General features: G+C 49.1%; 23 protein-coding genes. 7 read left to right on the top strand and 16 right to left on the bottom strand.

Annotated features, from left to right (window positions below; translation table 11 throughout):
* Positions 1 to 4: 4 nt before the first annotated feature.
* The 12 genes from fba to AMM03_RS03150 form a co-directional block, all read right to left on the bottom strand.
* Positions 5 to 1039, bottom strand: a complete 1035-nt coding sequence (gene fba / locus AMM03_RS03205; protein ID WP_090128989.1) for a class II fructose-bisphosphate aldolase — start codon at positions 1037 to 1039, stop codon at positions 5 to 7.
* A gap of 45 nt (positions 1040 to 1084) precedes the next feature.
* A complete protein-coding gene (locus AMM03_RS03200) occupies positions 1085 to 2278 on the bottom strand; it encodes a phosphoglycerate kinase (protein ID WP_090128988.1) in 1194 nt (397 codons plus the stop codon).
* Positions 2275 to 3279: a type I glyceraldehyde-3-phosphate dehydrogenase gene (gene gap / locus AMM03_RS03195; protein WP_090128987.1), complete on the bottom strand. Its 1005-nt coding sequence runs from the start codon at positions 3277 to 3279 to the stop codon at positions 2275 to 2277. Before gap ends, AMM03_RS03200 begins: the two co-directional genes overlap by 4 nt.
* An 18-nt stretch (positions 3280 to 3297) precedes the next feature.
* Positions 3298 to 3972 carry an HAD-IA family hydrolase gene (locus tag AMM03_RS03190; protein ID WP_090128986.1) on the bottom strand — a complete coding sequence of 225 codons (675 nt, stop codon included), beginning with the start codon at positions 3970 to 3972 and terminating at the stop codon, positions 3298 to 3300.
* A gap of 12 nt (positions 3973 to 3984) precedes the next feature.
* A complete protein-coding gene (gene tkt, locus AMM03_RS03185; protein ID WP_194942737.1) occupies positions 3985 to 6078 on the bottom strand; it encodes a transketolase in 2094 nt (697 codons plus the stop codon).
* A 13-nt stretch (positions 6079 to 6091) separates the two neighbouring features.
* A complete protein-coding gene (locus tag AMM03_RS03180) occupies positions 6092 to 6976 on the bottom strand; it encodes a phosphoribulokinase (protein WP_090128985.1) in 885 nt (294 codons plus the stop codon).
* A 43-nt stretch (positions 6977 to 7019) separates the two neighbouring features.
* The gene (locus AMM03_RS03175; protein ID WP_090128984.1) at positions 7020 to 8117 is read right to left on the bottom strand and encodes a class 1 fructose-bisphosphatase; all 1098 of its coding nucleotides are present in this window, start codon (positions 8115 to 8117) and stop codon (positions 7020 to 7022) included.
* A 43-nt stretch (positions 8118 to 8160) separates the two neighbouring features.
* Entirely contained in the window at positions 8161 to 8847 is a 687-nt protein-coding gene (gene rpe, locus AMM03_RS03170; protein WP_090128983.1) for a ribulose-phosphate 3-epimerase, read from the bottom strand.
* Positions 8844 to 9569 (bottom strand): HAD-IA family hydrolase, encoded by a 726-nt coding sequence (locus AMM03_RS03165; protein WP_090128982.1) that lies wholly within the window; start codon positions 9567 to 9569, stop codon positions 8844 to 8846. The genes rpe and AMM03_RS03165 overlap by 4 nt, the downstream gene beginning before the upstream one ends.
* 266 nt (positions 9570 to 9835) lie before the next feature.
* On the bottom strand, positions 9836 to 12193 hold the full coding sequence (locus tag AMM03_RS03160; protein WP_194942736.1) for a nitric oxide reductase activation protein NorD: 2358 nt from the start codon (positions 12191 to 12193) through the stop codon (positions 9836 to 9838).
* Positions 12168 to 12959 carry a CbbQ/NirQ/NorQ/GpvN family protein gene (locus tag AMM03_RS03155; RefSeq protein WP_090128980.1) on the bottom strand — a complete coding sequence of 264 codons (792 nt, stop codon included), beginning with the start codon at positions 12957 to 12959 and terminating at the stop codon, positions 12168 to 12170. The genes AMM03_RS03160 and AMM03_RS03155 overlap by 26 nt, the downstream gene beginning before the upstream one ends.
* A gap of 40 nt (positions 12960 to 12999) precedes the next feature.
* Positions 13000 to 14379, bottom strand: a complete 1380-nt coding sequence (locus AMM03_RS03150; protein WP_090128979.1) for a ribulose-bisphosphate carboxylase — start codon at positions 14377 to 14379, stop codon at positions 13000 to 13002.
* A gap of 106 nt (positions 14380 to 14485) precedes the next feature.
* Here AMM03_RS03150 and AMM03_RS03145 point away from each other — a divergent pair, with 106 nt between their 5' ends.
* Positions 14486 to 15424, top strand: coding sequence for a LysR family transcriptional regulator (locus AMM03_RS03145; RefSeq protein WP_090128978.1), 939 nt, complete (start codon positions 14486 to 14488; stop codon positions 15422 to 15424).
* A gap of 13 nt (positions 15425 to 15437) precedes the next feature.
* On the opposite strand, the gene AMM03_RS03140 is transcribed toward AMM03_RS03145, so the two are convergent.
* Positions 15438 to 15836: a rhodanese-like domain-containing protein gene (locus AMM03_RS03140; protein WP_090128977.1), complete on the bottom strand. Its 399-nt coding sequence runs from the start codon at positions 15834 to 15836 to the stop codon at positions 15438 to 15440.
* Positions 15833 to 16042, bottom strand: coding sequence for a YgaP family membrane protein (locus tag AMM03_RS03135; RefSeq protein ID WP_090128976.1), 210 nt, complete (start codon positions 16040 to 16042; stop codon positions 15833 to 15835). The genes AMM03_RS03140 and AMM03_RS03135 overlap by 4 nt, the downstream gene beginning before the upstream one ends.
* Before the next feature lie 312 nt (positions 16043 to 16354).
* On the opposite strand from AMM03_RS03135, the gene trxC reads away from it, so the two are divergent.
* The 6 genes from trxC to AMM03_RS03105 all read left to right on the top strand — a co-directional run bounded on the left by trxC (position 16355) and on the right by AMM03_RS03105 (position 19957).
* A complete protein-coding gene (gene trxC / locus AMM03_RS03130) occupies positions 16355 to 16783 on the top strand; it encodes a thioredoxin TrxC (protein WP_090128975.1) in 429 nt (142 codons plus the stop codon).
* Positions 16784 to 16838: 55 nt separating this feature from the next.
* Positions 16839 to 17198, top strand: a complete 360-nt coding sequence (locus tag AMM03_RS03125) for an ArsR/SmtB family transcription factor (protein WP_090128974.1) — start codon at positions 16839 to 16841, stop codon at positions 17196 to 17198.
* 70 nt (positions 17199 to 17268) lie between these two features.
* Complete coding sequence (locus AMM03_RS03120; RefSeq protein WP_090128973.1) at positions 17269 to 17694, top strand: DsrE family protein; 426 nt, start codon at positions 17269 to 17271, stop codon at positions 17692 to 17694.
* Positions 17695 to 17735: 41 nt separating this feature from the next.
* Complete coding sequence (locus AMM03_RS03115; RefSeq protein WP_090128972.1) at positions 17736 to 18044, top strand: c-type cytochrome; 309 nt, start codon at positions 17736 to 17738, stop codon at positions 18042 to 18044.
* Between the two features lie 9 nt (positions 18045 to 18053).
* A complete protein-coding gene (locus AMM03_RS03110; protein WP_090128971.1) occupies positions 18054 to 19337 on the top strand; it encodes an NAD(P)/FAD-dependent oxidoreductase in 1284 nt (427 codons plus the stop codon).
* Between the two features lie 8 nt (positions 19338 to 19345).
* Entirely contained in the window at positions 19346 to 19957 is a 612-nt protein-coding gene (locus tag AMM03_RS03105) for a c-type cytochrome (protein WP_228764539.1), read from the top strand.
* Between the two features lie 3 nt (positions 19958 to 19960).
* On the opposite strand, the gene AMM03_RS03100 is transcribed toward AMM03_RS03105, so the two are convergent.
* Positions 19961 to 21022, bottom strand: a complete 1062-nt coding sequence (locus AMM03_RS03100; RefSeq protein ID WP_228764538.1) for a YeeE/YedE family protein — start codon at positions 21020 to 21022, stop codon at positions 19961 to 19963.
* 114 nt (positions 21023 to 21136) lie between these two features.
* Positions 21137 to 22201, bottom strand: coding sequence for a YeeE/YedE family protein (locus AMM03_RS03095; protein ID WP_228764537.1), 1065 nt, complete (start codon positions 22199 to 22201; stop codon positions 21137 to 21139).
* Positions 22202 to 22239: the final 38 nt, after the last annotated feature.

Below are 22239 nucleotides of genomic sequence, written 5' to 3'. Positions count from 1 at the left end.
TTTTTCAGTAAGTAGACGCCATCATTTCAAGTTGAATGGGCTTGATCTTGAGCGCATGACCTGCGCAGCCAAAAGCCTCAAATCGAGCCTTGCAAATGTCTGCAGCTGCTTTTTTGGCAGCAATCAATGCTTTTCGCGGATCGAATTCAGAGGGCTGCTTGGCAAACAATTGTCGCATGGCACCCGTCATGGCCAGGCGAATGTCGGTATCAATGTTCACTTTGCGAACGCCGTGGCGAATGCCTTTGACAATTTCTTCTACTGGCACGCCATAAGTCTCCTTGATGTCACCACCATACTGGCGAATAATTTCGAGCCACTCTTGGGGCACACTTGAACTGCCATGCATCACCAAATGTGTATTGGGAATGGCTTTGTGAATGGCCGCAATGCGGTCAATGGCCAAGATCTCGCCTGTTGGCGGACGTGTGAATTTGTAAGCACCATGGCTTGTTCCAATGGCGATGGCCAACGCATCAACGCCCGTTTGAGCTACAAAATCTTTGGCTTGCTCTGGATCGGTGAGCATTTGATCATGACTTAGTTTACCTTCAGCACCGACGCCGTCCTCTTCGCCTGCTTCACCCGTTTCCAAAGAACCCAGGCAACCCAGTTCGCCTTCTACAGAAACGCCCACGGGATGCGCCATTTCACAAACGCGACGCGTTACAGCGAGGTTGTACTCGTAACTGGCAGGTGTTTTGGCATCTTCCATTAAAGAGCCATCCATCATCACACTTGAAAAGCCAGAACGTATGGACTGTTGACATTGAGCCGGAGACGCTCCGTGATCTTGATGCAGCACCACTGGCAAATCTGGGTGGGTCTCAATGGCCGCTAGTACCAAATGGCGCAAATAGGCTTCACCCGCGTATTTGCGAGCACCAGCAGAGGCTTGCAAGATCACAGGGCTCTGAGTTGCTTGCGCTGCCTCCATGATGGCTTGAACCTGCTCCAAGTTGTTGACGTTGAAAGCAGGAACGCCGTAGCCAAATTCTGCAGCATGATCAAGAACTTGACGCAAAGAAACCAGAGCCATGATAAATATCCTTTAGTGTGTATTAAATGAATCTTTTAAAGAGAATTAAGTTGCTGCACGTTGCGACAAAATCGAAAGAGCGGGTAATGTTTTGCCTTCAAGAATTTCAAGAAAAGCACCGCCGCCTGTGGAAATGTAGCCGACGTTTTTTTCAATGCCATATTTGGCAATAGCCGCTAAAGTGTCACCACCGCCCGCAATGCTGAATGCACTGGATTCAGCCACCGCTTTTGCAATGGTTTTAGTACCTTGTTCAAATGCTGAAAACTCAAAGACACCCACAGGACCATTCCATACGATGGTCCCTGCTTGTTTCAATTGGCTTGCCAATTTCTGAGCAGTTTCGGGGCCAATGTCCAAAATCAAATCGTCTTCAGCAACTTCACTTGCATGCTTCACAGTTGCTACAGCGTCAGCTGCAAAGGTTTTCGCAGTCACGACATCTGTAGGGATGGGAACTTCAGCACCGCGAGCTTTCATGGCATCCATCACTGACTTAGCGTCTTTCACCAAATTGTGCTCAGCCAGACTTTTGCCAATGTTGTGCCCTGCTGCCAACATGAAAGTATTGGCAATCCCTCCCCCCACAATCAATTGATCAACATTGCGCGCCAAACTCTCCAAAATACTTAATTTTGTTGAGACTTTACTGCCCGCAACGATTGCAATCAACGGCCGCTTAGGGGCTGTCAAGGCTTTCTCAATGGCATCTATTTCTGCAGACAACAACGGTCCAGCGCAGGCAATCGGCGCAAACTGCGCAATACCGTAGGTAGTTCCTTCTGCACGGTGGGCAGTACCAAATGCGTCATTCACGTAAATGTCACAGAGTTTGGCCATTTTTCGAGCCAGTGTTTCGTCATTTTTCTTTTCGCCCACATTCAGTCGGCAATTTTCAAGCATGACGATTTGTCCTGGCATGACATCAACACCATCAATCCAGTCTTGCACCAAAGAAACCTCGCGGCCCAACAACTCCCCCAAACGCTTCGCAACAGGTGCCAATGAATCTTTTGGCGTGTAGTCACCTTCTGTAGGACGCCCTAAATGACTGGTCACCATGACCGCTGCACCGGCCTCTAAAGCCATTTGCAAGCAAGGCACACTGGCTCTAATTCGAGTGTCTTCGGTGATGGACCCATCTGCATTCTGGGGCACATTCATGTCTGCGCGAACAAAGACTCGGCGATTTTGAGCAAATCCACTTTGGACGACTTCCTCGAAACGCAATACCTTCATGGTGTTGCTCCCAAAATTCTGACCATTTCAAGGCACTTATTGGAGTAGCCCCATTCGTTGTCATACCAAGCGACCACTTTGACAAACGTACTGTCCAATGCAATCCCAGCGTCTGCGTCAAATACGCTGGTACAAACCTCGCCTCTGAAGTCTGTCGAAACCACTTTGTCGGTGGTGTAACCCAATACGCCTTGAAGGGCCCCCTCACTTTGCGCCTTCATTTCTGCGCAAATTTCTGAATAACTTGCAGATTGCTGCAATTCAGCGGTCAAATCCACCACTGAAACATCTGACGTTGGTACACGGAATGACATCCCCGTCAGTTTTCCTTTGATAGACGGAATGACAACGCCCACAGCCTTCGCTGCTCCCGTGCTCGATGGGATGATGTTTTCAAGAATGCCTCGACCCCCACGCCAGTCTTTGTTGCTAGGTCCATCAACTGTTTTTTGCGTTGCTGTGGCTGCATGAACCGTGGTCATCAAGCCACGTTTGATTCCCCACTTGTCATTCAATACTTTGACGATGGGTGCCAAACAATTGGTTGTGCAACTGGCGTTGCTGATGATGGATTCACCCGCATAACTCGCATGGTTCACGCCGTAGACGAACATAGGCGTATCGTCTTTAGACGGGGCAGACAGCAATACTTTTTGGGCTCCGGCTGCTAAATGCTGGCTGGCTGTTTCTTTGTCTAAAAACAAGCCAGTGGCCTCAATGACCACAGTTGCGCCAACCTGATCCCACTTTAATTGGGAAGGTTGACGCTCTTGAGTCAATCGAATCCGCTTGCCGTTGACCCACAAGTCCTTGCCCTCAACACGAACGTCTCCTTCAAAACGACCGTGAACACTGTCGTACTTCAACATGTACGCCAAATAATCGGGCTCAAGCAGGTCATTGATCGCCACAATTTCGATGTCTTTAAAGTTTTGGATGGCTGCACGAAACACCATCCTGCCGATACGGCCAAATCCATTGATGCCTATTTTGGTAGTCATGAAAATTCTTTCTGGAGATCAAGGTTCGGGGGAAGATAACAACTCTGAAAAATTGGCAATGACGCGATCAGGTTGACACGACTGAACGGTTTGGCCCATGTTGTAGCCATAAGGTAGGAGCCATACCGGTACATTTGCATTGCGCGCAGTTTGCGCATCAATTGAAGAGTCCCCCACAAACAAGGCTTGTTGAGGTAACACATTCCAACGTGCCAAGCAGTTTTGTACGCTGGTTGGGTTGGGTTTCTTCACAGGAAAACTGTCACCACTGATGACAATGTCAAACAGGTCTGTCAATTCATGAACACGCAAAACGATGTCCGTGTATCGACCTTCCTTATTGGTCACAACTGCAAGTTTGCTACCCTGTTGACGCAAACGCGTCAACACTTCTTTGACATGGGGGTACAAATGACTGCGTGTTCCACAACGTTCTTGGTAGTAACGATCAAAAATCGGAAGTGCTTGTTTTAAATCATCGCTCACACGAACCGCCTCTACTGACGATTGCGTCACACTGGCCAGTGCCATGATCAACAATTCTTTTGTACCATGGCCAATCCAGTCGTTGACTTGTTGCTGCGTCACGACGGGCCAATCAAAGTAACGCAAGGTATCGTTCACAGCATCTGCAATTTCGGGTGCTGTTTCAACCAAGGTGCCATCTAAATCAAAAAAATAGGCTTCAAACATATGCTTCAGGCGTTAATTGGTAGAAGGAATGATGTGCGATGGCAAAGTCTCAGCAGTTTTAAATTGATGCCTGTGAACCAAAGTTCGGACTGCTTCGCAAATTCTTTCCTTCGTGATCCCAAAGTACTCGTACAAAGCGGGTGCTGGTGCAGATTCACCAAAGCTTGACATGCCAATCACCATGCCAGTACGGCCCACGTATTTACGCCAAAAATCTGGATGCGCCGCCTCAACGGCAACTGTTGGCAAATTCAGAGGTAACACCATGTCTTGATAGGCTTCAGTCTGTCGATCGAAGACATTGGTACATGGCATGGACACCACGCGTGTTGCCACTCCCTGCGTCGCCAATTCTGCTTGTGCATGCATTGCCAAGCCGATTTCAGAGCCTGTGGCCACGATGATGGCTTGCGCGTTTGACATGTCCGAAAGAATGTATCCGCCGTGTCGAACTTTTTCTGCATCAGCCGATTGCTTGAGCATTTGTGGCAGATTTTGACGAGACAAGGCCAGCACGCTTGGACCATTTTGACGTTCGATGGCACAGGCCCAAGCCACGGCTGTTTCCAAACCATCTGCGGGGCGCCACACATCCAAACCTGGAATGATTCGCAAGCTGGGAATGTGCTCCACGCTTTGGTGGGTAGGTCCGTCCTCGCCCAATCCGATGGAGTCGTGCGTAAACACGTGAATGACTCGCTTTTTCATCAATGCGGCCATTCGAATGGCATTGCGTGAATAATCTGAAAAAGTCAGGAAGGTACCGCCATAAGGGATGTAGCCCCCGTGCAGTGCCATGCCATTCATGATGGCAGCCATGCCAAACTCTCGCACGCCATAGGACAAATGGTTACCCCAGGCGCCTTTTTCAACTCTCACGCAGGTTTTGAAATTGGTTAAATTGGAACCCGTGAGGTCGGCGCTACCGCCAAAAAATTCTGGCAGCAGAGGTGCCAAAACATCTAAGGCATTTTGACTTGCTTTTCGCGTTGCAAAAGAATCTGACTTGGCAACAATCGCATCGAATGCAGCTTCAACGCCCTGCTGATAGTTCTCACTCAAACGACCTGCCATGCGGCGCTCAAACTCTGCTGCTTCTTTAGGAAAATACTCTTTGTAAGTGTCCATGGTTTGTTGCCATTGACTTTCAGCTGCCCTGCCTCTGGCTTTTGCGTCCCAAGCATTAACCAGCTCTTGCGGTAACTCAAAAGGCGCATGGGGCCAATTCAAAGCTTGGCGTGTGGCCAACACTTCTGCACTGCCCAATGCTGCGCCATGTACGTCATGGGTACCCGCCTTGTTGGGAGAACCTTGCCCAATGACTGTTTGACAGCAAATCAAAGTTGGACGTCCGTCCATGCGATGAGATTGGGCCTTTGCAGCCTCAATGGCAGCGTTCACCGCCGCTGCATCATGCCCATTCACTTTGGGAATAACATGCCAACCGTAAGCTTCAAAACGTTGAGGGGTGTCATCTGTAAACCAGCCATCGACATGACCATCAATCGAGATTCCGTTGTCGTCGTAAATGGCCACGAGTTTTGACAACTTAAGCGTACCTGCCAACGAACAAGCCTCGTGACTGATCCCCTCCATCAAACAACCATCGCCTAAAAAAACATAGGTCATATGATCGACAATGTTCAAGTTTTTGTCAGCAACAGTTCGATTGAATTCTTTGGCCAACATGTATTCGGCCAAGGCCATGCCAACCGCATTGGTAATGCCTTGTCCCAAGGGGCCTGTCGTGGTTTCAACGCCAGGCGTTATGTCGACTTCCGGATGACCTGGCGTCAAGCTGTGAAGTTGCCGAAATTTTTTCAACTCATCCATTGGCAATGCATAGCCTGTCAAATGCAACAAGGCATAGATCAACATGGATCCGTGTCCGTTTGACAAAACAAAACGGTCACGATCTGCCCACTGAGGATTGTTGGGATTGTGTTTGAGGTGTCTGCTCCAAAGCACCTCTGCGATGTCAGCCATGCCCATGGGCGCACCGGGGTGGCCAGATTTAGCAGCCTCAACAGCATCCACCGCCAGCATGCGGATGGCATTGGCCATTTGCTGTGTCAGGCTTGGCTCGGAGTGTGTATTTGTATTCATGTGCCTGCTCCTTTTATGCCAAACCCAGCGCGCGTTTACGTCGCTCCATCATGCGCCACACAAAGGGCGTGAAAATTAGCTGCATCGCAATTTCCATTTTTCCACCAGGCACCACGATGGTGTTGGCTCGGCTCATCCAAGAATCATTGATCATGTTGAGCAAATATTGAAAATCAATTCCCTTTGGATTTGCAAATCGGATCACCACAACACTTTCGTCAGCCGATGGAATATCTCGCGAGATGAAGGGATTAGACGTGTCGACCAATGGCACCCTTTGAAAATTGACATGCGTGTGAGCAAACTGTGGAACGATGTAGTTCACATAGTCTGGCATGCGGCGCAAAATGGTATCGGTCACGGCTTCAGTGCTATAGCCACGCTGGTGCTTGTCACGCCACAGCTTTTGAATCCATTCCAAGTTGATAACAGGCACCACACCCACCCGCAAATCAGGGTATTGGGCAATATTGTGCTCTGGCGTTACAACTGCACCATGCAAGCCCTCGTAAAACAGCATATCGGTTTGCTGCGGCAAATCTTCCCATGGGGTAAAGGTACCTGGCTCTTGTTTGTAGGGCGCAGCTTCTTCTGCGTTGTGCAAATATTTTCTTGATTTACCCTGACCTGTTTGGCTATAAGTCTTGAATAAATTTTCAATTTCACCAAACAAATTATTTTCGTCGCTGAAATGACTGAAATGTTTGTTGCCATTCTTCTCTGCATCAGCACCACGAAGTTTCATTTCCTTTCGGTCATAGCGATGAAAGCTGTCACCTTCAATGATGGCCGCGTTCACACCCTCACGACGGAATATGTTTGAAAACGTGCGTGTGACCGTTGAAGTGCCAGCACCTGACGAGCCAGTAATTGCGATGATGGGATGTCTTTCAGACATTGTTGCTCCTTAGTTTAATTTCGGCGTGATTGACTGCTATGTCTCAATCTCTAAATAGACTTCTTTCAACAAATAATGGCGTGTTTGTATCTAAATTAACGGGTTCGGCGTGATAGCGCTCAATACGCTCCACTTCGTTTTTTGACCCAAACACAAAACCAATTCTTTGGTGCAAATTTGTAGGCTGAACAGTCAGCATGGGAACGCGTCCCGTGCTGGCCCTGCCGCCCGCTTGCTCCATGATGAAACCTACAGGATTGGCCTCGTACAACAGGCGAAGGCGACCAGGCTTGCTTGGATCTTTGGTATCACGCGGATACATGAAGACGCCACCTCGCATTAAAATTCGGTGGGCCTCTGCCACCATAGAGGCAATCCAACGCATGTTGAAGTCTTTGCCTCTTGGGCCTGTTTTCCCCGCCATGCATTCATCAACATAGCGTTTCACAGGCGCTTCCCAAAAGCGGCTGTTGGAGGCATTGATGGCGAACTCTTGTGTATTTTCTGGCACCTTCAACTCAGGGTGGGTCAGCATGAACTCACCCATCACAGGGTCCAAGGTAAAGCCAGCAACACCATTGCCTACACTTAGCACCAACATGGTGGTAGGACCATACAAAGCATAGCCAGCAGCCACTTGTTGGACACCTGGCTGGAAGAAATCAGCATCGGTTAAAGCGCGTCCTTCGACGGTGTCTGAAGGTGCGCGCAAAACACTGAAAATGCTACCGACTGAAACATTGACATCAATGTTGCTAGAGCCATCCAAGGGGTCGAATACCAAAAGGTATTTTCCCTTAGGATGATTCGCAGGTATGTCGTAAGGCGCCTCCATCTCTTCTGAGGCCATGCCTGCCAAATGACCACCCCATTCATTCATGCGAATGAAGAGTTCATTGCTGACAACATCCAATTTCTTTTGCGTTTCACCTTGAACATTGACGCTACCGCCTTGGTCAGCAGCATGATTGCCGTACATGTCAGCCAGAGCACCATAAGCAACCGATTTGGCAATGGCTTTGCAAGCCATGGCAACATCTAAAATCAAAGCGTTGAAATCGCCACTGGCATCTGGAAAACGTCGCCGCTCTTCAATCAAATACTGTGTCAGCGTGGGGGTGGTACGAGGGCTCAAGGACATAATGGTTTTTGTGCTTTCAATGAATTAAATCTAGTGCGCTGCTTCAGGCGAAAGCTGCGTGCTTCAATGCCTGCATCACATTTCGGTAGCCACCATCTGGATCAGGCGCGCCGAATACGGCACTTCCGGCGACACAGGTGTCTGCGCCTGCCGCAACGATTGCAGAAATATTGTCTGTTTTCACACCGCCGTCCACTTCAAGAATGATCGACTGCCCGCCGTCACGGACATGCGCATCAATGCGTGCTGTTGCTGCACGCAGTTTGGGCAAGGTCGAAGGAATGAATTTTTGCCCTCCAAACCCTGGATTGACGCTCATCAACAAGACTACATCTAGACGTTCCATGACGTGATCCATCCACTCCAAAGGTGTCGCTGGATTGAACACCAATCCCGCTTTGCAGCCATGATCGCGAATCATTTGCAAAGTCCGATCGACGTGCTTAGAAGCTTCGGGGTGAAAAGTAATGATGTTGGCCCCCGCTTTTGCAAACAAAGGGACCAACGCATCAACGGGCTCCACCATCAAATGAACATCAATTGGAATTTGCACATGCGGACGAATGGCTTCGCAAACCAAAGGACCGATGGTCAAATTTGGCACATAGTGGTTGTCCATCACATCAAAGTGCACCCAATCAGCGCCAGCAGATTCAATGGCACGCACCTCCTCGCCTAATCGCGAGAAATCTGCGGACAAAATAGAAGGCGCGATATTGACAGTTTTCATGCGATGTCCTTTGTGACTGATTGATGCCATTCACGCAGTTGTGCAATGCCGACACCTGACAAATTGGGCAATACTTTCAAGGCCCCCTCAAAGTTGTGATGTGATGTGAAATCGTTTGGGGTAATGATGGTGTGCAAACCTGTCGCCATTGCAGCCTTCAAGCCATTTTCTGAATCTTCAAACGCAAGGCATCTATGCGACCGTAATCCCAAACGAGACAATGTTTGCGCGTAGACCATCGGATCGGGTTTTTTTCTTGGGGCTGTTGATGCATCTTCAATCACGCCAAAATTCATTCTCCAATCGAGTCCAATCGCTTGCCGCAATAAGGCCGCAATGTTCACAGGCGATGTGGTTGTGGCGATGGCCAATTGAAGATCAGCGTCTTTGGCTGCAGACAGCAGCGCCAAAACACCTGGTCGCATGGCCACCAAGCCATCTTGCACTGCCTGCTCATATGCCGCAGTTTTCAGCGCGTGCAATCGATCAATCGTTTCTTGGATGCCTGAACCACTGATGTCGCTTATTTCGGGGGATTGTGTGAGCCAATAGGCCTTGATTCGTTCTTTTCCACCCGAAACCGACAACAAGCTTCTGTACAAAGGAACGTCCCAGCGCCAGTCAAATCCCATTTCAGAAAAGGCATGGTTAAACGCAGCCAAATGAGCCATTTCTGTGTCAGCAAGGGTGCCATCGACATCAAAAATCAGAGCTTTGAGCATAGGGGTTAACCTTTAAAAATTGGAAGATGCAACTTTAAAAAGGTATGACACACAGGTAAATTCAATATTAGCGAAAAGTTAATTAAGGAATTACTTAATTAGCTAAATTTCTTAAGCAAATCATTGACTTGGATAAAGTCAGAAGATGAGTGGAAAGGAAAGATGTTCGTCGCAAATTGAAGATTTATGCAATAAAAATAATTCCTATTGAAATGAGAGCACAACGTACTCGCAGTTCTAACTAAAGACGTTAAACATTTAAATACTCAACGCGTCAGTCGAATGAATAAGTTGGCCAAAATTTCTGGCAGCTTTTGAATTTGATCAACCAAGGTGCAATGATCACCAAAGATGGTACGCACACTGGATTCAAAGTCAGGGTGAAGTTGAATGCACCAAACAAACACCCCTTGTGCTTGCAACTCTTTAACGATTTGGCGTGCATCGTGAGTGAGATATTGCGGGTCGCTCACATCGACATCCGAGGGCTCTCCGTCTGTCAACACCAACAACATTTTTTTGGCACTTTTCCGAGACATTAAAGGACGTGAGGCATGCCGAATGGCAGCGCCCATGCGCGTCGAATAGGCAGGCTGAATGGCCGCCAATCGAGCTTTGGTCTCTTCGGCCCAGCTTTCTTCAAATCCTTTGATGTGCATGTAGCGAACATCATGCCTTGTGTTGGAGTGAAATCCGCCAATGGCCAAAGAGTCGCCTAGTTCAGACAATGCCCATGCCAAAATTGACACGGCTTCTTGACTTATTTGCAAAACAGTTTGCCTTGTTCCGGGCGCTTCTTCGTTCAGGGAGGCCGACAGGTCCATCACCAATTGCACGCTGAGGTCTCGCTCAATGTGCTTAAAGTGCTGCTCAATGCGTTGACTGGGGATCAACCCAGCTTTGATATCAATCTGAGCTGCAATGGCCAAATCAAGATCCAGTTCACTGCCAAACTCTAAATGTCTGGTTCGTGTTCGACCTTGCGGTTTGAGTTGATCTATGACACGCTTTAATTTTTTTGACAGTGCATCATGCTTCAAAAGCAATTGATCAATGTCTGAAGCCTGACCCGATGGATGTAAAAATTCATAGACCCTGACCCAATCGGGTCGTTCATTGCCTGCTGCTTCGTCCCATTCAGGATAAAGTTGAGGGGGCAGGCTCTTCAATTCTTCCTCGGTCGTTGCGCTTCTGCTAGGCGATGTGTCCTCTTCATCGCCCTCTTCTATAAATCGCCACAAATGGCGATTGTCATCTCGCCAGTCGACTTGCGTATGGGTGAAATACACCTCAGCTTGAGAATCAGTAGGCCGCCTTGTTTTTGCCACAAACTGCAAGGCCAACTGCGCAACACGCTCCGTGTTCACAGCGGGGTCATTGAGTAAATCGATGAATCGACTGCGCCAGTCAGAAAGTCCCACATCTTGCAACTCGATCGAGGGATCGAGCACAGACCGACTGAAAATACTCAAGCGGTGAAGCAAACAGGCATGCGTCGCTTCATTGCATTCACCCTCTTTCACGGGAGGATACAAGGCCATCATGCTTTGCCGCAGACCTGGCCAGAGCGTCATGAGTTTTAAATCTATGCGCGTGTCTTCAAACCATTCAACAGCCACTCGCTGAGAGGGGCTCCAGTTGTCAGCAATACAAGGTGTTGACCAGCGCTTGTGCGCTGCCATGTGCATCGTCATCAATAAGTAGCGATTGATTGCGCTGACACCCGATAAATCGTCTAAAACATCTGGCAAACCCATCGTCACAATGTCATCTGCCTCTGACGAATGACGATCAATTTGAATGCACGGTAAGACGGATTTTTCTTGCAAACCCAAAGCTACATCAATCTGTGCTGTTGGGAGCGGTTCAAAATGTGCTTGGGTGTTCCACAATGCTTTCAAGCTCAAAGACAAGATGCGTTCTGCATCCCGCATCAGCAAGCCATGTCTCTCGCGCTGAATGACAGCCAAGCTGTCTGTGCTGCGAAGTGAAAAATACTCAACTTGTTGCGGCGGATGATTCGCATAAGCACGCTGGCCAAAGTCTAACCATGCCTGCCAACCTTCCAAAGACAGCTTTTGCAACAAGCTGGGTGTTTGTGCCAACATGTCAATCAGGCTCGGACTGGCCAAACTGGCTTGACGTCCATGAATCGAGCCCGTAGTCGCATCCATGAAATTCGACACAGAATGGAGATAAGCTTTTAACAACGAAAAGCTGCCGAGGCAATGTGCTGTCGGCCCCAAAGAGAAAAGCAAAGGCGCCATGGCTTTGCTGTTAGGCGACTTGTGCATTCGCATCAAAAGCGCCATGGTTTTTTCTAGACAAACTTGCGCGTGTTCATCGCCGATGGCTTCCACCACTTCAGGCCAATAAGTCAACCATGCGATCAATGGCTCAGCGCCCCGCCCTAGGCGCCCAAGCGTGTGGCCAGCAGACCAATAGGCCAGCAGTGTTTCGGGTGTTAAACGGCGAATGGCTTCGTGCGCAGTGGCCTCAAAGATGGGCCTAACAGCTGGCAAGGAACAGTCGAGCAAAGCCCAACCGGCTTGAACCTGCGGCTCATCGGCCCAAGGGCTTGAAGCCTCAGCGCTTAGATCAAGCCCAGCATGCGTCGATGACATGGTCGAGGCTTTGACGAATGTCGACATCATCGGTGATGGGGCGAACCAAGGCCATTCGACAAGCCGCAGCAGGTGAAACCCCCTGCTGAATCAGAATGGCGGTATAGACCAATAAACGTGTCGATACACCTTCCGTTAAACCATGCCCTTTAAGGGCACGCGCCGATGTTGCTATGCGCACCAAGACATCTGCAATGGCTTGCGTCACACCTGTTTCTGCAACCAAGATTTGAGCTTCTTTGTGTGCCTCTGGGTAGTCAAAATCAAAAGCTACAAATCGTTGTTTGGTGGATTGTTTCAAATCCTTCATGACACTTTGATAGCCAGGGTTGTATGAAATCACCAGCTGAAAGTCGGGATGCGCTTGAACAAGCTCAGCTTTCTTGTCAATCGGCAAACTGCGGCGATGGTCCGTCAATGCGTGAATCACCACGGTCGTGTCTTGCCTTGCCTCGACCACCTCATCTAGATAGCAAATGGCGCCCATGCGAGCAGCTTGCGTCAGAGGACCATCTACCCATCGTGTCCCTTGCTGGTCCAACAAAAAGCGACCCACCAAATCTGAAGCGGTCATGTCCTCATTGCAAGCCACTGTGATGAAGGGCTTTTTAAGCCGCCAAGCCATGTGCTCTATAAAACGAGATTTGCCACAGCCGGTCGGGCCCTTGACCATCACAGGCAAGCGCGCTGCATAAGCAGCTTCGTACAACGCCACCTCATCGCCCAAGGGCAGGTAGAGGGGTTCATCAACGACCATCCAAGTCATGTTTGCACTTTCACACTTAGTTGTAACGAAGGACTTTCAATTACTTGTGTGCAGACAATTTGTCACGCCATCCTGGGAACAGTTTGTCTGCATCACCGGGGAATGAGGCAAATGCACGCGCAAACTCTTTGTGTTCTTTGGCGAACTCAATAGGATCGGCACCTGATTTCCAGCACTCATACGACTGCCGCAAAGAGATGGCACCTGCTGCTGGGCTGTCGATGTGACCATAAGAGCCACCGCCTGATGTATTGATCACGTTGCCATGTCCCAAATTTTTGAAGAAGCCAGGCAAACGCAAGGCATTCATGCCGCCAGAAATAATGGGCGTCGTTGGCTTCATGCCATACCATTTTTGGAAATAAACAGGTCCTTGGCACTCGTCGCGTTCAATCATGTAAGCAATCAAGCGGTCATCATTTTCGCCTTCCATTTTGCCGTAACCCATCGTTCCGACGTGGATACCAGAGGCACCTTGCAGACGCGAAATTTTGGCCAAAACAAATGCGGTGTAGCCACGCTTGGCGCTAGGGCTGGTGATCATGCCGTGTCCCGCGCGGTGGTAGTGCAAATACTGACTTGGATACTGGCGACGCGCTGTGGTAATCATGCCTGGGCCGCCCACAAAACCATCGACCAGAAAAGCCACTTTGTCAGCATCCGGACCAAAAGCTTCCAAAATAAAGTCGGCACGCGCCAACATTTCATAGTGGTCATCGGCCGTGATGTTGGCTGAAAACAACTTGGCTTGGCCAGTTTCATCCATGGCACGTTTCATGGCATCCACCACCAAAGGAATGGTTTTCTTCATGGGCGCGAAAACTTGGTTGCCTTGCGGCTCATCGTTCTTAATGAAGTCTCCCCCTAACCAGAACTGGTAGGCAGCCTTTGCAAACGGCTCGGGGCGCAGGCCCAATTTTGGTTTGATGATGGTGCCTGCAATGTAACCACCGTCTTTCAGCGGACGGCCCAATACACGCCACATATCAGAAATATCTTTGCTCGGGCCATCAAACAACTGTATCGCGCGCTCAGGCATGTAAAAGTCGTGAATCTTGGCATGTTGGATATCGCCCATGCCTTGGTTATTGCCAATGACCAAGGTTAAGAAAGAAACCATCATCATTCGGCCATCGGTCACATTGCGATCGAATAAATCGATTGGATACGCAATGCGCATGTCTTCTGTCGCTTCATCGATGTAATAAACCAAAGCATCCAGTCCTTTGGTAAAGTCATCTGTTGTTGAAACTTCTACGTTGGTGCCGGTCGAAGACTCCGCGGCAAAGTGTGCTGCGGCCTCCAAATAACCGTAACCTGTTTTGGGCTTCATTTTGTAGGCCACCAAAATATGTCGACCCCCAGCGATCAAATCAGACTCTTTAAGACTGAGGTCGGCGTAGCGTGCAGATTGGTCCATGTCACTCTCCAAAAAATAGTTGCGATGAAAGAATGACAGGACTGTATTGAGCTTATAAGATAAGGTAAATTCAATATTTATAACTTACCGATTAAGTAATTGCTGAATGAAAAATGCAACATTTCGACAACTGAAGGTTTTCAACGAAGTCGCACGGCATTTGAGCTTCATCCGAGCGGCAGAGAACCTGCACCTGACGCCGCCCGCTGTCACCATGCAAATCAAAGAACTTGAGGGACATGTTGGCGCGCCCCTTTTTGAGCGGCGAGGGAAGCAAGTCAGTTTGACGACGACAGGTGAGTACATGTTGGTTTACGCCCGCAAAATTCTGTCGACCTTGAAAGACGCGGAAGACGCTGCTGCCCGATTGCAAAGGGCTGAAGCCGGGGTACTGACAATTGGCTTGGTCAGTACCGCCAAATATTTCATGATGAAAATGTTGGCGGAGTTTCGCAAAAAGCATCCAGGCGTTGAATTAAAGCTAGCCCTTGGTAACCGTGATCAATTGGTTCAAATGTTGCAAAACAACGAAGTTGACATTGCAGTCATGGGAAGACCACCGAAAGAGTTACAAACGCGTGCAGAGCCATTTGCAGCGCATCCGCATGTTTTTATCGCGGCACCAGGTCATGCGCTAACTAAACAAGCGCAACTGACACCTGAGGATTTGCGCTTGTATGATTTCATTGTGCGAGAGGTAGGATCTGGTACCCGTGTTGCCATGGAAAAATTCATGGCCGATGCCAAGGTTGAACCGCGTCTGAACATGCAATTGAAAAGCAACGAGATGATCAAGCAGGCTGTGATGGCAGGTTTGGGCTTGGGATTTATTTCGCTTCATACCATTGGTCAAGAACTGTCCCAAGGGCTCATTGAAATTCTTCCCGTCGATGGCTCACCCGTTGTTCGCGCGTGGAATGTGGTGCACACGCAATCCAAAATGCTGTCACCTGCTGCAGAAGCGTTCAGGTACTTCATTTTGGAAAATGGTGAAGCGCATTTGGCTCGTCAATTTGGTGCAGCGCTCCCACTGCGAAGCACCTGATCAAAAAATCAATTCACTGTGACTGAGTGGGTGCAACCATGGGCCAACCCTTGGAAGCCCATTCACTCATGCCGCCTTCAACATAGCGGATGTTTTGATAGCCTTGCGCCTTGAGTTTTTCGAGGCTGGCTTTTGAGCGATTTTGGGTATTGCATATTAGCAAGACGGGCTGATCTGGATTTTTAGGAATGAGCGTTTGCTTTTGTGATAACTGACTCATGGGCAATAACACAGCACCTTGTGCAACACCGGTCTGATGCTCTCGAGTTTCGCGGATGTCAATGAGCAAGACCCGACCTGCTTCGTGCTCATCCCTGGCTTGCTGCAGCGATACTTTGTCGGCTTCATTTCCCGACGAGCACGCAGACAACGCTACTAACAAACTACTGAAAAAAATAGATTTGAACTTCATTCTTGCGGCTTCTGATCTTTGGGCATTGGACAAGTATTAAAGCCAAACAAGGTGTAGGCACCGCAAAAGCTAAACAGGCCAGTCGCCAACAATACGACGCCCACCCAACCCCAAGCACCAACCTGTCCTGATGCTGCCAAAGCAAGCAAGACAACACCCACCACAATTCGCAAAATGCGGTCTACACCGCCAACATTTTTCAACATCAAAATTCTCCTTGATCAATTCAGCATTTCATTGTGCACCGATTAAAACGGCCGTCAATGACCTTTCAAGTTGAGACCCTTTGCGTCCATGACTTGAGTCAATTCAACTGAGGCTTTTTTCTATACATTCAATCGCCTTCTAAGCTTTCTTGAAAATCGGCAGCCCACAAAAATAATATGAGCCAATACTAATATATAAGTGTGGTGGTTATTTAATTTATGTCAATGAAATAAAGACTTTTAGGCAGTCATGTCTTGAAAAATGCGCATCTAAGCCATAACTAAAATACCAAACAATCATTTCACAAAACCATGAAAACTCACCTCGTTTGCCCACATTGCAACAGCACCAACCGCGTCGACTCTGACAAATTGGAGGCAGAACTGTCGTGTGGGCATTGCCACAAAGCGCTTTTCGACAAACATCCTTCTGCCTTATCGACAGCCGGACTAAATGCACAAATCGCAAAAAGCGACATACCTGTTGTGGTTGATTTCTGGGCCCCATGGTGCGGGCCCTGTCGCATGATGGCACCCGAATATGAAAAGGCTTGCGCCATGTTGGAGCCATTTGCACGCTTGGTCAAAGTAGATACTGAAGCACACCAGGATGCAGGTCAGCGTCACAACATTCGCAGCATTCCAACCATCGCCATCTTTAAAGGCGGCCAAGAAATAGCCAGAATATCTGGAGCAAGATCGGCCCCTGACCTTGCAAAATGGGTGAAATCTCACCTGTAGCCTATCGATTGAGTTAGATTGTCAACCAGCGCTATTTCAAGCTATATTTCAACGCATGACATCAACTCGCAAATCAACAAAGGGCCAGCCGCCGTTAAAGTTTGAAACTTTGAGCAAAGATGACGCAACCTTTCAAAAGGCTGCCGAGATATTTCGCATCATGTCGGCGCCCATGCGACTGCGTATCATGAGTTGCTTGTGCGCTGGCGAAAAAAACGTTTCAGAGCTGCTGACAGATGTCAACACGACTCAGTCCAACATGTCGCAGCACCTCAGTACTTTGTATCAGGCCGGCATTTTGTCCAAGCGACGCGAGGGTGTCCAAATTTATTATCAAATTGCCAATCCAAGCTTTGTAGACTTGTGCCGCGCTGTTTGCTCCCAGGTTGAAAATGAAAGTATCGCGTCAGTTTGAGATGGGGTTATTACTGTGAAAAAAGGCTCCTATACGGGTTTAAGATCATCGTAAATAAGGACTCACTAATATGAAACTCTCATCTACTTTGCGCGCTGCTCTTTTGGGTCTCACTTTACTTTGCGGCACCAGTGCTTTCTCTCAAGTCAAAGTTGTCTATCACATCAATGAAGGTGTTGCGCAAGCCTACAGAGCCATGGGCAACATTCGCAATCATTTGGCGGCAGACCCCACTGCCAAAATCACGGTGGTCACGCATGGCCCAGGCATTGACTTCTTGCTAGATGGCGCCACCAATGCCATTGGTGAAAGTTTTGCCGGCAGTATTGGCGATTTGGCCTCTAAAGGCGTTGAATTCAAAGTCTGCAACAACACCCTGACCACACGCAAAATTTCTAAAGATAAATTGGTCATGGAAGCATCTGTGGTGCCTTCCGGGGTATCCGAAGTAACGCTGCTGCAAGCCAAATCTGGATATGTTTACCTGAAGCCCTGATCTTTTTCAGCCCCATTTACATTTAAAAGTTGAGACAAAAGATGACAAAAATACCCTTCTTAATTGCAGCCTTGTTTTGCGCAGTTTCCAGCGTAAACGCCCAAACAACCCCCGACCCATTGCAAGTTAGAGGCTGGGCAGCAAGCTGCTCAAATTGTCATGGCACCAATGGCCGTGCCGAATCAGGCAGCGAGTCTTTGGCTGGCGCTAACAAAGACGACATGATCAAAAAAATGCTTGATTTCAAAGCTGGCCGCAAGCCTGCCACCATCATGCATCAGTTGGCAAAAGGGTACAGCGATGACCAAATTAAGGCCATCGCGGGTTATTTTGCAGCACAGAAAAAATAAGGAGTTGTCATGAAACGTCGTCAATTTATTCAAACCGCTTCAACAGCTTCTGCATTAGGCGCATTGGGACTCACATCAGGTTGCGCCAGCATTGGCGGCGCTAATGGCCCCAAAGTTGTGGTGGTCGGTGGTGGCTATGGTGGTGCTACAGCTGCCAAGTACGTGCGGATGTGGTCTGACTATGGCATCCAAGTCACGTTGATTGAGCCCAACGCTAGCTTCATTTCTTGCCCCATTTCCAATTTGGTCATCGGCGGCAGCAAAACAATGGCCGACATCACCACGTCTTACGACAACCTCGTAAAGCGTCATGGCGTCAATCTAATCAAAGATTACGTCACCCAAGTTGACCCCGACAAACGAGTCGTCAAATTGGCCAGCGGCGGCGAAGTGCCTTACGACCGATTGATCCTGTCACCCGGCGTTGACTTCATGATGGAAAACTTGCCAGGTTTGCAAAAACCAGGTGCACAAGACAAAGTTTTGCATGCTTGGAAAGCAGGCGCACAAACGGTTGCATTGCGAAAGCAACTCGAAGCCATGCCCGATGGCGGCGTCTATGCGTTGGCCATTCCTTTGGCGCCCTACCGCTGCCCTCCCGGCCCGTACGAGCGCGCTTGCCAAGTTGCCGAATATTTCAGTAAAGCAAAGCCAAAGAGCAAAGTACTCATCTTGGATGCCAACGATGACGTGACCTCCAAAGGCCCCTTGTTCAAGAAGGCATGGGCTGAGCGCTATAAAGGCATCGTTGAGTACCGTGGAAAGCACGGCTTGTCCGATGTCGATGCTGCCACCAACACCCTCAAATTTGAATTCAACAGTGACGTTAAAGCCAATGTGCTGAATGTCATTCCACCTATGCGTGCTGGCGACATCGCAGTCAAATCAGGATTGGCAACGGCCAACAAACGCTGGTGCGAAGTTGATTTCTTGACATTTGAATCTAAAGCCGCCAAGAACGTTCACGTTTTGGGCGACTCCATTCAAATTGCCCCCGCCATGCCTAAATCGGGACACATGGCCAACCAACACGGCAAAACGTGTGCGGCCGCTGTTGTGGCATTGTTGACTGGTAAAGAGCCCAACAAATTGCCCATTTACAACAACACCTGCTACAGCTTTGTCAGTTCAGAAGATGTGGTGCACGTGGCAAGCGTTCACGCCTATGACGCCGACAAAAAGACCATGTTGACAGTGCCTGGCTCTGGCGGCGTATCTGCTGCGGCCAACGAACTCGAAGGCCGTTACGCCATGGCTTGGGCTCGCAACATCTGGGCGGACACACTCGCCTAATCAAAGTCATGACACAAAAATTGAAATTCACTCAACTTTTACTGTCAGTGGGTTGGGCTTTGCTTTGCGGTTCAGCCTTGGCACAAGCAGATGAAGCAAGGGCTAAGAAAATTGTTTCTGGCTCCTGCTTCTTGTGCCATGGTGCGGAAGGAGAGTCTTCTAGCGAAATGTTCCCTCGGTTGGCGGGCCAGCACGCTGAATACATTGCCAAACAGCTTGACAACTTCAAGTCGGGCAAACGAAAAAGCACGGCTATGGCCGACATGGTGGCCAAGTTAAGTCCTGAAGACATGGCGGCTGTGGGTCGTTTTTATGAGAGCCAAAAGGTTCCAGTAGAAGCGCCCAAAGACAAAGGTTTGGCTTCAGTCGGACAGTACATATTTCACAATGGCAACAAGTTCAGCGGGCTTCCCGCTTGCGCAAGCTGTCATGGTGCAGAAGCCAAAGGTACTGTTTCTCTGCCAAGGTTGGCGAGCCAGTACGCCATCTATACAGAAACACAGTTAAAGCAATTTAACACGCGAGAGCGCAACAATGACAATGCCGTCATGCATGCCATTGTGAGCAAAATGACGCCACTTGAAATGGCCGCTGTTGCCGAATATTTGAGTGGTAAATAAACTTTAAGGCAAGCGATGGGTGGCCGGTGAATCGAGCCACCTGTCCGTTAGCCCTGCTCCCAGCCACATCCCCACCAAGGTCAGCCATGCGGTCAATGCAAAAATTGCACCGCCTGTAACGCCTGCACCGATAGCGCATCCCCCAGCCAACATCGAGCCAAAGCCCATCAAAATGGCGCCGCCAATGTAGCGTCGCATGCTGTAACCGTCTTTGAAGCCCTCCAGCTTGAATTCTCGGCCAAACAAGGCACCCGCAAGAGATCCCAAAAAGACACCTGGCATCAGTCCAAATTCGAAACCAATTTTGGGTGCGGGCGTTTGCAACACACGCATCAACCACTCCGCAGAAGGGCCACTGAAAGTTAAGCCTTGAATTTGTATGGGCTCAAATGAGTTTTTGGCAACCCACTGCGAAAAACCCCATGCGGCGGCCACGCTGAGGCCCGTACCAACAGCCCCAATCCAAACGCCCAGGGTCTTACCCGAACTTCTACTGGCAAAATAAATGGCGATCAAAAACCAAATGCCGCCCAATGCCAAACCTGCCTCATGGCCCATGCCAACCCACGCCAATAGGTTACGGCTTGGCCCGCCTTCAACCGTATAAATTTCACTGATTGCCAATCGTGCGGGCATGAGTGCGCCATTCAAACTAGATTGAGCGACGACGGCGAAAATAAGCCCCGATAAAAGCGCACGCAAATTGCCATTGGCAGATAGCACTAACAAGCGGCTTGCGCAGCCTCGGGTCATGATCATGCCGACGCCAAATAACAAGCCACCCAGCAATGCGCCAGACAAGCTGCCTTTGGCCGCAATTTGACGAGCACTGCTGCTATCAAGACCGCCCCACAACGAAAGGGCCTGCGTACCGATCACGGCCGCAGAAAATGCAAGCAACCAAATTGAAAGTTTGCCCTTAAAGTGCCCGTGCCAAAAGTCAATGACCGCAGCTCTCAAACAAAATTTAGAGCGTTGAGCGAAGAAGCCGAAGAGCAATCCAATCAAACCGCCACCGGCTGCCAAGACAGCACCTTCTCCATACATTTCAAGCACGACTGACATCAATTGGTTCAAACTCGACTCACTTTTGGCATTGATCTAATGAGCCTGTACTGTAGCAATCTGGCATTTGAAAGACTTGACCTAAGTCAATGAATGGGAACTGGCGCGAGTTTCTCAGGTGGGAGCACCAATTGACTTTAAGAATTTGTAGGTAAAGGCAGCACCGATAGCAATTGAAATCAAAGTGAGCCAAGCAGTGTTTGAAAAAATAACGCCGCCAGTCATGCCAGCACCTACAGTACAACCGCCAGCCAACACAGCACCAAATCCCATCAGTAGCGCCCCACTCAGGTAGTGACCTAATTTGTTTTCAGTTTGAAAGCCTTCAAATTTGAATTCACCAAAAATGAGGCCGGCCAACAAAGAGCCCACAAATACACTGGGTAACAGCCCTGCATCAAATCCAAATTTGGGTGCTGTTTCGGTGTACAGCACGCGAGTTAACCATTCAGCAGAAGGACCGCTGAACGTTAAGCTTTGAACTGCGATGGGCTCAAAGGATGCATTGGCAACCCACTGAGTAAAGCACCAACCCAGCGCGATGGCTGCACCAACCAGCACACTGCCCAGCTTGCTTGGGACTGAACTTGAGGCATTGTTTTTAAATCGCCAAAGTGCCAACACCAAGAACACAAAACCAATGAGCCAACCCATCCAAGCTGAAGAAGACGTCAAGATCAATAAATTCCTATCCGGTCCCCCGTCAACCAGCCACCAGCCTGCCATCTGCTTTCGAAGAGGCGCCAATGATCCAGAGATACTGGCTTGAACGGTGACAGCAAACACCAAACCAGAAATCCAAGCTCTCAAATTTCCATTGGCAGACAAAATGATCAATCGGCTGGCACAGCCCCGTGTCATGATCATGCCGATGCCAAACATTAATCCACCCAAAATAGCGCCAGAGATACTGCCTTGGGCGCCGAGATGGCGCGCGCTTTCTGTTTTGAGAAACCCAGTTGCCGTGAATGCTTGAACCATCAAAATGGCAGACGCAAATGCCAGTAACCACCCTGCAAATCGAGGTCCCCAGACACCATCGGAGCCCTCAATGACTGCGGCGCGAGCACAGAATTTTGAGCGCTGAGCAGTAAAGCCAAATAACAATCCGATCAGTCCACCACCTATCGCCAAGATCCAGTGGTCACCATAAGTTTCAAGCAGACTTGCGAGATTCACAAACTTCCCCAATAATTCACTTAACGCTGATATAAAAC

The organism is Limnohabitans sp. Rim11, assembly GCF_001269365.1.
In the GTDB taxonomy this organism is placed as follows: domain Bacteria; phylum Pseudomonadota; class Gammaproteobacteria; order Burkholderiales; family Burkholderiaceae_C; genus Limnohabitans_A.
The sequence above is the reverse complement of the archived record's forward strand: the minus strand, read 5'-3'. Positions and strand labels throughout refer to the sequence as shown.